Genomic DNA, 14036 nt, shown 5'->3' with positions numbered 1-14036 from the left:
GCGATGATGTTGCAACCCGTATACTCTCAAATTGTAACAGCTGCAGACATGCTAAAAAGTACAATTCGCATAGGTGAGCTCATTTCCTTCCTTCAACAAGAAAATGCGAAGGCTGTAGCCATTACGAATTCAAAATTTTATGGGCTACTGCCTTTTTGGCATGCTCTGAAAAAAACAGCGATTCATCCTGTAATCGGTTTAACAGTACAAGTAGAATTCTCTACAGAGGATATTAGACCACTAGTGTTATATGCGAAAAATATGGATGGCTATCATAATCTATTGAAAATCACTTCGTCTATTTCTTTACGAGATAGTGAAACGCTGCCACTCCGCTGGTTAGAAGGTTATCATAAAGGCTGTATCACTTTAGTGCCAGTAACGAGTGATGCTTGGCAACAAGAAGCTCCATTTCAAGCAATAGAAAAACTTATGAATATCTTTGGTTTTGAGCATTTAGTGATTGGAATCGACCGACCTGGAGGAATCAGAAGTAATGCGGAAGAGAGTGTTGTTACATTTTGTAGTGAACACTCTATTAAAATTTGTGCGACTCATTTAAGCACTTTTGCTAATGAAGAACATGCCTTTACTTTTGAAGTTGCTAAGGCCATTTCAACTGGAGTTAAAATGGCAGATCAAGAAAAACTTACTTTAAGAGAAAGTAAACAGTTTTTACCTACAGGACAAAATTACGAAGAATGGTTTGATGACCAACCTGAATGGTTGCAAGCAACAGAGGAAATCCTATTATCTTGTCAAGTAGTGCTAGACTACGACCGTTTTTATATGCCAAAATTCCCTTTACCAGAAGGTGAAACAGCAGCTGGGATTCTGCAAAAAAACTGTTTAAAAGGATTACAAGATCGTATTCCCGATGCAGGTGCAGAATATCATGATAGATTGGCTTATGAATTAGATGTTATTACGAATATGGGCTATGCTGATTACTTTCTAATCGTTGCTGATTATATACAATTTGCAAGAAAAAAGCACATTTTAACTGGTCCTGGACGCGGCTCTTCAGCGAGTTCACTAGTTGCGTATGCTCTTCGTATTACCGAAGTAGATCCATTGAAATATGGTTTGTTATTTGAACGATTTTTAAATCCAGAACGTATTACGATGCCAGATATTGATGTCGATTTTGCAGATTATCGAAGACAAGAAGTGATTGAATACGTAGCTGAAAAGTATGGTGCTAACTACACATCTCAAATTATTACATTTGGTACATTATCAGCAAAAGCTGTAGCACGTGATGTTGCCAGAGTATTTGGCTTTAGTAATGAAGAACTCGCACAGATTTCCACACTTATACCAGGAAAAGTTGGGATCACGTTACAGGAAGCCGTGGATCAATCAGGGGCTTTAAGAAGTTTTGCTAATTCAAGTGAGATTAGGCAACAGTGGATGCAAGTGGCCATGAATTTAGAGGGGTTGCCGCGAAATGCATCAACCCATGCGGCTGGAGTCGTTTTATGTCCCGAACCGTTAGTAAATGTTGCTCCGATTGAGAAAGGAAATGAAGGCCTTTATTTAACACAATGGCCGATGCAAGAAGTGGAATCGATTGGCTTATTGAAAATGGACTTTTTAGGATTACGTAATTTAACGATATTAGAAAGAATTCGTTCGATGATTTATTATGACCAAAAGAGATTTTTACAATTTGAGAAAATTCCATTACATGATCAAAAAACATTTGAATTACTTCAAAATGGCGATACAACAGGTGTGTTTCAATTGGAATCAGATGGCATGAGACAGGCGTTGCGCGAAATACGACCAACTGTTTTTCAAGATATTGTAGCAGTAAATGCATTATATCGCCCTGGTCCAATGGATTTCATACCTGTTTATAGTAGACGGAAGCATGATCAAGAAAAAGTAGAAATGCCCCATCCTGTATTAGAGCCGATTTTAAGTGAAACATATGGTGTCATCGTATATCAGGAACAAATAATGCTTATTGCCTCACGTATGGCAGGCTTCACAATGGGAGAAGCAGATATACTGCGCCGTGCTGTAAGTAAAAAGAAAAAAGAAGTACTTGATTCTGAAAGAGAACATTTTGTAAGAAATTCAATTGCCAATGGATTTTCTGAGCAAATTGCAGTAAATGTGTATAATTTGATCGTTCGTTTTGCGAATTATGGTTTCCCAAAAAGCCATGCCGTTGCATATAGTATGATTTCTTATCAAATGGCCTACTTAAAAGCTCACTTTCCTGCTTATTTTTATGCAGCAATGCTTACTTCAACCGTGGGAAACCGTGAAAAGTTCAATAAAATATTACAGGAAGCAAAGCAAAAGGGAATTGCTGTTTTACCACCATCTATTAATGAAAGTGGGCGATCCTTCCGAGTCCAAAATGGTGCAATTCGATTTGCACTTTCGGCAATTAAAGGTGTACCACAAACCTTTTTGAACAAAGTAATGGAAATTCGTAAAGCAGATCACAAGAAGTGGCAGGATATATTTGATATGGCTCTAGATTTAACTGCTGTACATTTCACTCGTAAATCAGTAGAACCATTAGTTAAAGCTGGTGCCCTTGACGAATTTGGAAGAAATCGAGCGGAGTTGCTAGCAACGATTGATGCAGCAGTTAAACACGCTGAATTGTACCGACCTGATGAAGAGGGGCAACTATTAGATGATCTGTCATTTTTCTTTGGTAAACCGAAACATGCTAAAGCAAGTCCGATTCCAGAAAAAATAAAATTACAATTTGAAAAAGAAGTGCTAGGGTTCTATATTTCTACACATCCAGTACAAAAGGTGAAGCAAGACCAACAGATTCAGTCAGCAACGACGGATATGATTCGACATATGACTGGTAGACAATATGTCAAAATGGTAGGGTTAATAGCTTCTATTAAACAAATTAGAACTAAAAAGGGCGAATTGATGGGATTTATAGATTTAGAGGATGAAATGGGAAGTATCTCTGTAACTATTTTCCCGAAAGAATATTTATCTGCAGTTGAATGGATAAAAGAAGACCAAATGATGCTTGTTGAAGGGGTTGTTGAGGTGAGAAAAGGACAACCACAAATTATATTAAAGAAATGCACAGTTATTTCAGCATAGAAAAAACTATGAAAACATAGGAAATTTGTCTAAACTGTGTGACCATCGCACAGTTTTTTTACTTTATACTTTACTAACTATAACAATTTATGTATTATAATATTCAAAAGTGGTCAGACCACTTTTTTAGGACATAAAAGGAACACTGAGGAGACAAAGTATGAGCGTAGAAAAACCTGCTTCGAAAATGTTTATACAGATTGTACGTGAATTGCGTGGGATTATTCAGGATGAGAAAATTCCACCTGGGGGTAAAATTCCGTCAGAACGTGTTCTTGCAGAGCGTTTAAATGTGGGCCGTTCTTCTATTAGAGAAGCACTACGCAGTCTAGAATTATTAGGCTTGATTGAAACCCGTAGAGGTGGGGGAACCTTTGTAGCGGATTTTCATAATCATCAATTAGTCGAAGTGTTATCGACGTTTATTTTACAAGAGGAAAAGGATTTAAGAAATGTTCACGAAACAAGGATGATTTTAGAACGTGATGCAATCCGCATTGTAGCGGAAGATGAGACGCTTCGGAATTTACCGGTGTGGGAGAGTTTGTTAACAAACGTGATTGCAGAAGGACGAATTGCACGTGAAGATTTGATGAGAGAAATTATTATTACATCAAATAACAGACTCGTGCTTAAAATTTGGATACTTTTAAAACAATATGGCAAAGAGCCATATACTGGGCTTTCGACTGAAGAAGAAAAGCCACAACTACAAACTTTAATAAGTGAAATTATGCTTGGACATACCAAAAAGGCAATTATTGCCTTTGAATCTTGGACAAAGTTACTACATAAAGGGAGAGAATAGTTATGAGTATTCGAGATTTATTTAAAAAAAATAAACCTAATAAGAATATAACGATTACACGCGAACAACATGACGTACCTGAAGGTATCATGACAAAATGTCCAGAATGTAATCATGTCATGCTGACAAAGGATTTACAAAAAAACCAAAAGGTTTGTCCAAATTGTCATTACCATCATAAAATGAATGCGAAAGAACGAATCGATGACTTTTTAGATGAAGGAACATTCCATTCACTTGATGATCATTTACAAACAGTGAATCCACTGAATTTCCCAGGTTATGTTGAAAAAGTTAAATCAGATATAAAAAAGACTGGATTAAATGAGGCTGTTTTAACGGGAGTAGGGAAATTAGAAGAGAAACAAGTTGTTGTTGCCGTGATGGATTCATTTTTCCGTATGGGGTCTATGGGATCTGTTGTTGGGGAAAAAATTACGAGAGCGATTGAAAAAGCTACAGAGCTTGGTGTTCCATTTATTATCTTTACTGCAAGTGGTGGAGCTAGAATGCAAGAAGGTGTCATTTCTCTTATGCAAATGGCAAAAACAAGTGTTGCGCTCGAACGCCATGGAGCAAAAGGGAATTTATTTATTTCAATTATGACGCATCCAACAACTGGTGGTGTCTCTGCAAGTTTTGCTTCCCTAGGTGATATTAACTTAGCAGAACCACAAGCATTAATCGGTTTTGCGGGTCGCCGTGTGATTGAACAAACGGTGAGAGAAAAACTTCCAAATGATTTCCAAACATCTGAATTTTTATTGGCACATGGCCAATTAGATGCTGTTGTAGATCGTCACGATTTGCGTAAGACGGTTAGCACAATTGTGAAATTGCATGTAAAGGAGGCAATCTAAATGGTAAAGACATTACCTTTTGAGGAGCCGCTTGTTCAATTGCGCTCGAAAATAACAGAGTTAAAAGACTTTACATCAAATGCTGATGTAGATTTATCCAAAGAAATAAATCAGTTAGAACAACGTTTTACTAAACTTGAAAAAGATATTTACCATAATTTAAAACCTTGGGACCGAGTTCAAATTGCACGTCATCCAGAACGTCCAACTACTCTTGATTATGTTCATGAAATCTTCAATGATTTTATTGAATTGCATGGTGATCGTAATTTCGGAGATGATGAAGCGATTGTCGGCGGTATTGCTTCTTTTGAAGGAACACCATTTACAATTATTGGTCATCAACGAGGAAAAGATACAAAAGAGAATATTCGTCGTAATTTTGGTATGCCTCATCCAGAAGGTTATCGAAAAGCATTACGCTTAATGAAACAAGCAGAGAAATTTAAACGCCCTATAATTTGTTTCATCGATACAAAAGGTGCTTATCCTGGTAAAGCAGCTGAGGAACGAGGTCAAAGTGAAGCCATCGCTAGAAATCTATTGGAAATGGCAGGTTTAAAGGTTCCAATCATCAGTGTAGTAATTGGAGAAGGTGGAAGTGGTGGTGCATTAGCATTAGGTGTTGCAAACCATGTGCATATGCTAGAGAATTCAACCTACTCTGTTATATCTCCTGAAGGAGCGGCTTCAATTTTGTGGAAAGATGCTGCCCTTGCACAAAAAGCTGCTGAGGCAATGAGAATTACAGCTCCAAATTTAAAAGAAGAAGAAATAATAGAAGAAATTATACCTGAAGTGCTAGGTGGAGCTCACAAAGATGTTAAAAAGCAAGCACAATTCTTAAAAGAAGTATTACTAAAATCACTAAATGAATTAAAAGACCTAACAGAAGATGAATTAGTTGATCAACGATACGATAAATTTAGAAAAATTGGCGTTTTTTCAGAATAAATGGTGTTCAAAAGAGGTCTGACGAGTTAAAATAATGTTATATTGAGATAAAGGCTGTTTTAAACGAATGTTTACTATCGTTTGAATCAGCCTCTTTCTTTCAGACAATGGAACATTTGAGGATTTTATAAATTACGGTTCAATAGACATTTTGAAGTCATATCCAAACATTTGATTTAGTACCTTACCTAAAATTCAATGTTCCAGTGAAGAATGTGCAGGAGGTTGATTAAGATGAAAAAAATAGGTGTATTAACAAGCGGTGGAGACGCTCCTGGCATGAACGCTGCTGTCCGAGCAGTTGTCAGAAAAGCACTTTATCATGGAATTGAAGTTGCTGGCATTTATCATGGTTATCAAGGCTTAATCGAAGGAAACATCGAAGATTTAGGGGCAGGAGATGTAGGCGATATAATACAGCGAGGCGGAACAGCGTTATATTCTGCTCGTTGTCCTGAGTTTAAAACAGATGCAGGTCAACAAAAAGCTATAGAACAATTAAAAAAACGTGGGATTGAAGGACTTGTAGTGATCGGTGGAGATGGCTCTTACCGTGGTGCACTTGCCCTAACTGAAAAAGGATTCCCATGCATAGGCGTTCCAGGAACCATTGATAATGATATTCCTGGAACAGATTATACAATTGGCTTTGATACAGCTCTAAACACCGTAATAGAATGTATTGATAAAATTCGTGATACAGCTACTTCTCATGAGCGTTCATTTATTATTGAAGTAATGGGACGTGATGCAGGTGACTTAGCTCTTTGGGCAGGACTTGCAGGAGGAGCTGAAACGATTATCATCCCTGAAGTACCAAATGATATAGATGGATTAGTAAAACGGTTAGAACAAGGGCATGAACGTGGTAAAAAGCATAGTATCATTATCGTTGCAGAAGGTGTTATGTCTGCTGGAGAACTAGCAAAATTGCTACTAGAAAAAGCAGACATTGAAACACGTGTATCTGTCTTAGGACATATTCAACGAGGAGGTTCGCCAACAGCTAGAGATCGTGTACTTGCAAGTCAACTCGGTGCAAAAGCGGTTGAAGTCTTAATGGAAAACCGCGGAGGTGTAGCTATTGGCATTCGCAATCATATGGTGGTAGACTATGACTTGAAAGATGTCTTTAACAAGGAACATAATGCGGATTTATCAATGTATACATTATCGAAAGAATTATCGATCTAATAAATTGGAGTGGTAAAGTAATGAGAAAAACGAAAATTGTCTGTACTATTGGACCTGCAAGTGAATCACAAGAAACATTAGTTGCATTAATTGAAGCAGGTATGAATGTTGCTCGTTTGAACTTTTCGCATGGTAGCCATGAGGAGCATGGAGTACGTATTCAAGCGATTCGTGAAGCAGCAAAAAAGACTGGCAAGGTTGTGGCCATTTTACTCGATACAAAAGGACCTGAAATTCGTACGCATAATATGGAAGATGGAGCAATTGAACTTGTCACAGGGCAAAACATTGATATCTCAATGACAGAAGTACTTGGCAACAAAGAAGTTTTTTCAATTACTTATGAAAAACTAATTGAAGATGTACAGGTTGGCTCTGTTATTTTGCTTGATGATGGGTTAATCGAATTACATGTAACTGGTATTGATCAACAAGCAGGTTTAATTCATACTTCAGTTGAAAATACTGGTGTATTAAAAAATAAAAAAGGTGTAAACGTTCCAGGTGTTTCTGTTCAACTACCAGGTATTACAGAGAAAGATGCGCAAGATATCTTATTTGGTATTGAACAAAAGGTAGACTTTATTGCTGCATCATTTGTACGTCGCCCATCAGATGTCATGGAAATTCGTGAATTACTTGAACAAAATGGTGGTAATCATATTCATATCATTCCAAAAATCGAAAACCAAGAAGGTGTCGATAATATTGATGAAATTATTCAAGTATCAGACGGTTTAATGGTTGCTCGTGGTGACCTTGGCGTAGAAATTCCGGCAGAAGAAGTACCGATCGTTCAAAAAAGTTTAATCCATAAATGCAACAAAGCAGGTAAACCAGTTATTACTGCAACTCAAATGTTAGATTCAATGCAACGTAATCCTCGTCCTACACGTGCAGAAGCAAGTGACGTAGCAAATGCTATTCTTGATGGTACGGATGCAATCATGCTATCAGGCGAAACAGCAGCAGGACTTTATCCAGTAGAATCCGTAAAAACAATGGATAAGATAGCGAACAGAATTGAAGAAACTTTAAATCATAAACGTATTGTAAATGAACGTAGCAAAGAAAAAGGTTCTAACATGACAGAAGCGATTAGCCAAGCTGTTGCCCATACCTCTTTAAACTTACAAGTTTCGGCTATTTTAGCACCAACTGAAAGTGGTAATACAGCCAAAATGATTGCGAAATATCGCCCAGGTGTACCAATCGTTGCAATGACATCTTCAGATGAAGTCTGCCGAAACCTTGCACTTGTGTGGGGCGTCATACCTATTGTAGCTCCTCAAGTGACTTCTACTGATGAAGTATTAGAACAGGTTGTCCAACAAAGTTTAGATAAAGGCTATGTAAAGCATGGCGACTTAGTCGTGATTACTGCAGGAGTGCCAGTAGGAGAAGCTGGTACAACAAACTTGATGAAACTACATGTAATTGGAGATATGCTCACAAAAGGTCAAGGTATCGGTAAATCTACTGCAATTGGTAAAGCACTTGTTGCTCGTAATGCAGCAGAAGCACTAGCAGAAGATACTACTGGCCGAATTATTGTGACAATTGGATCTGATCGTGAAATGATGCCGGCTATTTCGAAATGTGCAGGTTTGATCACAGAAGAAGGCGGATTAACAAGCCATGCCGCAGTGGTAGGGTTAAGCCTTGGTATCCCAGTTATTGTTGGGGTAAAAGATGCAACTAAGTTAATAAAGAATAATCAAGAAGTTTCAATGGATGCCGTATCAGGCGTGATCTATTATGGGTCTTCCAGAATTCTATAATACAAACCGCATTCAAATGGATTTTATGTCTATTTGAACTCTAAAAAGAGGTGAAGACAATGCGGAAATTTTTAATGTTTTTAATACTAGTTCCGATTATTGAAATAGCCGTTGTTTTATTATCTGGAAAATTAATAGGGACCATTCCGACCCTATTATTAATTGTTGTAACAGGCGTGCTAGGTCTATATCTGGCCAAAACACAAGGATTTAAATATTTCCAACAATTAAAAACTGCAATTGAAAGAGGACAAGCACCAGGAGATACGATTATTGATGGAGTGTTGACATTTATCGGTTCCATCGTACTTATTCTACCTGGGTTTATCTCAGATATCATCGGTATTTTATTAGTGGTACCAATAACTAGAAAATTATTTAAGCCTGCTATCTATTATTGGCTTCGCAAAAAAATGAAAAAAAGCCAAATTATTTTGATGCAAAAATAGGATGACGTTGTATTTTAACTGCAATCAATAATACGAATGGGCTAATGATTATGCCTGCTACTCCAAATAGTAGCAGGCTAATCGCACTTAAGATAAATGCGTGTACCGAGCGAATCTGCATGGTAGACGCCCACATCATTGATTCAGCAAATTGTCTTGTAAGCTGAATCACTACATATAAAATTAGTAATTGAATTCCTAGTACAATTTTCCCTGTAGTCAAGAAGACTATACTAATAGGGATTAAGAAAATACCTATACCTAAAAAAGGTAAAAAATCACAAACAGAAACAAGTAATGCTTTTCCAACTGGTTGTGAAAAGCCAAGGATAAAAAAGCCAATTGATAGTAACCCAAAGGTTATTAGTAATAGACGAACTTCAACAGAGATAAAATAACTAAATAATGTTGTAGCCTCTTCGAAAATATTTCGAATAGGCTTTCTGAAACGAGCAGGAATATAGGTAAAAAACCAATATCTATTTCTGCTCGTTTCGTATAATGAAAAGTAAAAAGCCACGACAAAAATAGTAACTTCAACAAGATGTTGCATTATATCATGTATAGATTGAAAAATTTTGCTCAACATTATATCGAATAGATCAAAAAGTTGTTCTCTGATTTGAATAATAATTGCTGAAGGAATATGAATGGAAGAAGAAGCTTCTGATAAATTTTCTTTTAAAATGGGTAATGTATCGATGAGTATTGAAGCGATGAATAGTAATCCCACTGCTAAGCCTATAACAATTAATATTTCGATTAGAAGTGCAGAAATAAATGAAGGTAGTTTTAATCGTTTATGGAATAATTGAAGCAAAGGAGACAAAAAATAAGCTAAAATAATTGCTAATGTTACCGGGAGGATAAGCCACGCAAAAAGAATTAAAAAAATTACGAAACCCCATAATTTTATGTTATTTATGATATTTTTATCTGAAATTTTTAAAATGTGGTCACCAGCTTCCTTATTTGCCAATTAATGTTTTCTTAATAATTTCGATATATTCTATAAAATGCTGAAATATTCTTCATAAATTCGTTTTTTTATGAAAAGAGGGTTTTCCATTCACAAAGCCGTCAAAATTTATTATAATAGCAATGTAAGCGATTTACTTATAGGTTCATATCGATTATTGAAGTGTAGAAATTTGATTTTTAACACTACTTTAAAACCGAAAAAAGGAGCGAGATATAATGGCAACAACTAAAGGTTTAGAAGGCGTTGTAGCAGCAGAAACTAAGATTAGCTCAATCATTGATGATACTCTTACATATGTAGGCTATAACATTGATGATTTAGCAGAAAACGCATCTTTTGAAGAGGTAGTTTACTTACTATGGCACACACGCTTACCGAAAGCAGACGAATTAGCTGAGTTAAAACAACAACTAGCTGATAATATGGCAGTGCCACAAGCAGTATTAGATCACTTCAAAACTTACGATCTTAAATCAGTTCACCCAATGGCAGCTCTACGTACAGTAGTATCTCTATTAGCTTTATATGATGAAGATGCAGAAGATATGTCAGTTGAAGCTAACTACCGTAAAGCTATTAAATTACAAGCTCGTATGGCAACTGTAGTTACAGCATTTGGTCGTATCCGTGCTGGTAAAGAACCAGTTGCACCTAAAAAAGATTTATCTTATGCAGCTAACTTCTTGTACATGCTAACTGGTAAAGAACCAGAGGCAATTGAAGAAGAAGCTTTCAACAAAGCATTAGTTCTTCATGCTGACCATGAATTAAATGCATCTACATTCACTGCACGTGTATGTGTAGCAACATTATCTGATATGTATTCAGGTGTTACTGCTGCAATTGGTGCTCTTAAAGGACCTCTTCACGGTGGCGCAAATGAACAAGTTATGAAAATGTTATCTGAAATTGGTTCTGTCGAAAATGTAGAATCATACATCCAAAACAAATTGGATAACAAAGAAAAAATCATGGGCTTTGGACACCGTGTATACCGTAAAGGTGACCCACGTGCAAAACATTTACGTTTAATGTCTGAAAAATTGACTAAACTAACAGGTAAACCTGAACTTTACGAAATGTCAGTTAAAATCCATGACATGATTCAAGAACAAAAACATTTACCAGCAAACGTAGACTTCTTCTCAGCATCAGTTTACGATTCACTAGGTATTGATCATGACCTATTCACTCCAGTATTCGCAGTTTCACGTGTATCTGGTTGGGTAGCTCATATCTTAGAACAATATGCTAACAACCGTTTAATTCGTCCACGTGCAGAATATGTTGGACCTGGTATGCAAAAATATGTACCAGTTGAAGAAAGATAATTGTTATAATGGTAATAATCGTAGGGCAGCGCTAAATTAGCTCCTGCCCTACGTGTATGAATATAGGAGGCAAGGAACAAATGTCTAACGAGAAAATCGTAGTAGAAAAAGGTGTACTTAACGTACCAAACAACCCAGTTATTCCATTCATCGAAGGTGACGGAATCGGCCCCGATATTTGGGCAGCTGCTTCACGTGTAATCGATTCAGCAGTAGAGAAAGCTTATAATGGCGAAAAGAAAATTCAATGGCTTGAAGTTTTAGCTGGTCAAAAAGCATTCGACAAAACTGGCGAATGGTTACCACAAGAAACTTTAGATAAAATCAATGAATATTTAATCGCTATTAAAGGACCTCTTACAACACCAATCGGTGGAGGTATTCGTTCACTTAACGTAGCATTACGTCAACAACTTGACTTATATGTTTGCTTACGTCCAGTGCGTCACTTCGAAGGTGTTCCTTCTCCAGTTAAACGCCCAGATGATATTGATATGGTAATCTTCCGTGAAAACACTGAAGATATCTATGCTGGTATCGAATATCAAGAAGGTTCAGATGATGTGAAGAAAGTGATAAACTTCCTTCAAACTGAAATGGGAGTAAACAAAATTCGCTTCCCAGAAACTTCTGGTATCGGTATTAAACCAGTATCAAAAGAAGGTACAGAACGTCTAGTACGTGCTGCTATCAACTATGCAATCAAAGAAGGTCGCGAATCACTTACTTTAGTACACAAAGGTAACATTATGAAATTTACTGAAGGTGCATTCAAAGGCTGGGGTTATGCTGTAGCTGAAAACGAATTCGCTGATCAAACTTTCACTTGGAACCAATATGATGCTATTAAAGCTGAACAAGGTCAAGAAGCTGCTGATAAAGCTCAAGCAGATGCTTTAGCTGCTGGCAAAATCTTAGTAAAAGATTCAATCGCTGATATCTTCTTACAACAAATCTTAACTCGTCCAAAAGAGTTCGATGTTGTTGCAACAATGAACTTAAACGGTGACTATATCTCTGATGCACTTGCTGCACAAGTTGGTGGTATCGGTATTGCTCCAGGAGCTAATATTAACTACGTAACTGGACATGCTATTTTCGAAGCTACTCATGGTACAGCTCCTAAATACACTGGTTTAGATAAAGTAAACCCATCTTCAGTACTTCTTTCAGGCGTACTTATGCTTGAACACTTAGGATGGAAAGAAGCTGCTGACATGATCACTGCTTCAGTTGAAAAAACAATTGCTTCTAAAGTCGTAACTTATGACTTTGCACGTCTAATGGATGGCGCTACAGAAGTAAAATGTTCTGAATTCGCTAACGAATTAATCAAAAATCTTTAATTAATATAGGTTTGAATACGGGAAAAGGGTATTACCCCTTTTCCCTTTTTTTAATATTAATAAAAGGGAGAGGTTTTATAATGGTTTCTAATCGCAAAAAAATCTCAGTAATCGGTGCTGGCTTCACTGGTGCTACGTCTGCTTTCTTATTAGCACAAAAAGAACTTGGAGATGTTGTTTTAGTTGATATCCCTCAAGCTGAAAACCCAACAAAAGGTAAAGCTTTAGATATGGCTGAAGCTGCACCAGTGCAAGGTTTCGATTCACGTATCAGTGGTACTTCAAACTACGAAGATACTAAAGATTCTGATGTAGTAATCATCACTGCAGGTGTTGCTCGTAAACCTGGTATGAGCCGCGATGATTTAGTTCAAATCAACCAAAAAGTAATGAAAGCTGTAACTGGAGAAATTGTTAAGTATTCTCCAAATACAACAATCATCGTATTAACAAATCCGGTTGATGCTATGACTTACACAGTCTACAAAGAATCTGGTTTACCTAAAAACCGCGTAATTGGTCAATCTGGTGTACTTGATACAGCTCGTTTCCGAGCTTTCGTAGCAGAAGAATTAAATTTATCTGTTAAAGATGTAACTGGTTTCGTACTTGGTGGTCATGGTGATACTATGGTACCTCTTACTCGTTTCTCTTATGCTGGTGGTATTCCACTAGAAACATTAATCCCTAAAGAACGTTTAGAAGAAATCGTAGCTCGTACTCGTACTGGCGGTGGCGAAATCGTAAACTTATTAGGTAATGGTTCTGCATACTATGCTCCAGCAGCATCTCTTGTAGAAATGGCTGAAGCAGTACTTAAAGACCAACGTCGTGTATTACCAACAATCGCATACTTAGATGGTGAATATGGTTACAATGGTATTTGCCTCGGTGTACCAACTGTTCTAGGTGGAAACGGTGTTGAACAAATTATTGAATTAGAATTAACTGAAGAAGAAAAATCAGCTTTAGATAAATCTGCTGAAGCGGTTAAAGACGTTATGAAAGTTCTAGCTTAAAAATTTCTCTCCCATATATCGGGTAGGCTTTGGCCTATCCGGTTTTTTTATTTATTTGAATGGTATTTTATTTGAAAGGGAGAACGCTCGTTCAGCTGTTCTTCATGTAGTAGGCTAGCAAAGGAAATTGGAAGCTATCTGGTTATCTGATCCCAAAAGCTAACGACTGCAACTAGGAAATAGTAAAAGCTGAAGCTTGATATACTCAAAATCATT

The 14036-nt window shown here is 36.9% G+C and carries 11 protein-coding genes; 10 read left to right on the top strand and 1 reads right to left on the bottom strand.

The window, feature by feature from the left end:
- Positions 1–6: 6 nt before the first annotated feature.
- From dnaE to ACIQ4I_RS10810, 7 genes are all read left to right on the top strand, one after another.
- The gene (dnaE, locus tag ACIQ4I_RS10840; RefSeq protein WP_403095985.1) at positions 7–3096 is read left to right on the top strand and encodes a DNA polymerase III subunit alpha; all 3090 of its coding nucleotides are present in this window, start codon (positions 7–9) and stop codon (positions 3094–3096) included.
- Positions 3097–3256: 160 nt separating this feature from the next.
- The gene (locus ACIQ4I_RS10835) at positions 3257–3904 is read left to right on the top strand and encodes a FadR/GntR family transcriptional regulator (protein WP_403095984.1); all 648 of its coding nucleotides are present in this window, start codon (positions 3257–3259) and stop codon (positions 3902–3904) included.
- A gap of 2 nt (positions 3905–3906) precedes the next feature.
- On the top strand, positions 3907–4764 hold the full coding sequence (accD, locus tag ACIQ4I_RS10830) for an acetyl-CoA carboxylase, carboxyltransferase subunit beta (RefSeq protein WP_403095983.1): 858 nt from the start codon (positions 3907–3909) through the stop codon (positions 4762–4764).
- Positions 4765–5718 carry an acetyl-CoA carboxylase carboxyl transferase subunit alpha gene (gene accA, locus ACIQ4I_RS10825; RefSeq protein WP_403095982.1) on the top strand — a complete coding sequence of 318 codons (954 nt, stop codon included), beginning with the start codon at positions 4765–4767 and terminating at the stop codon, positions 5716–5718.
- A 234-nt stretch (positions 5719–5952) separates the two neighbouring features.
- Positions 5953–6912, top strand: coding sequence for a 6-phosphofructokinase (gene pfkA, locus ACIQ4I_RS10820; RefSeq protein ID WP_403095981.1), 960 nt, complete (start codon positions 5953–5955; stop codon positions 6910–6912).
- A 20-nt stretch (positions 6913–6932) separates the two neighbouring features.
- Positions 6933–8693, top strand: a complete 1761-nt coding sequence (gene pyk / locus ACIQ4I_RS10815; protein ID WP_403095980.1) for a pyruvate kinase — start codon at positions 6933–6935, stop codon at positions 8691–8693.
- Between the two features lie 59 nt (positions 8694–8752).
- On the top strand, positions 8753–9142 hold the full coding sequence (locus ACIQ4I_RS10810) for an FxsA family protein (protein ID WP_403095979.1): 390 nt from the start codon (positions 8753–8755) through the stop codon (positions 9140–9142).
- Here ACIQ4I_RS10810 and ACIQ4I_RS10805 read toward each other — a convergent pair.
- The gene (locus ACIQ4I_RS10805) at positions 9123–10121 is read right to left on the bottom strand and encodes an AI-2E family transporter (protein WP_403095978.1); all 999 of its coding nucleotides are present in this window, start codon (positions 10119–10121) and stop codon (positions 9123–9125) included. The genes ACIQ4I_RS10810 and ACIQ4I_RS10805 overlap by 20 nt on opposite strands.
- Before the next feature lie 218 nt (positions 10122–10339).
- Between ACIQ4I_RS10805 and citZ the strand changes: the two genes are divergently transcribed.
- From citZ to mdh, 3 genes are all read left to right on the top strand, one after another.
- Positions 10340–11455 (top strand): citrate synthase, encoded by a 1116-nt coding sequence (gene citZ, locus ACIQ4I_RS10800; protein WP_397539595.1) that lies wholly within the window; start codon positions 10340–10342, stop codon positions 11453–11455.
- A gap of 80 nt (positions 11456–11535) precedes the next feature.
- On the top strand, positions 11536–12801 hold the full coding sequence (gene icd, locus ACIQ4I_RS10795) for an NADP-dependent isocitrate dehydrogenase (RefSeq protein WP_403095977.1): 1266 nt from the start codon (positions 11536–11538) through the stop codon (positions 12799–12801).
- Between the two features lie 80 nt (positions 12802–12881).
- Positions 12882–13820 carry a malate dehydrogenase gene (gene mdh / locus ACIQ4I_RS10790; RefSeq protein ID WP_403095976.1) on the top strand — a complete coding sequence of 313 codons (939 nt, stop codon included), beginning with the start codon at positions 12882–12884 and terminating at the stop codon, positions 13818–13820.
- Positions 13821–14036: the final 216 nt, after the last annotated feature.

This window comes from Rummeliibacillus sp. NPDC094406, assembly GCF_044763875.1.
Taxonomy (GTDB): Bacteria; Bacillota; Bacilli; order Bacillales_A; family Planococcaceae; genus Rummeliibacillus.
Note: the sequence above shows the minus strand (reverse complement) of the source record. Positions and strands in the feature narration are given on the sequence as shown.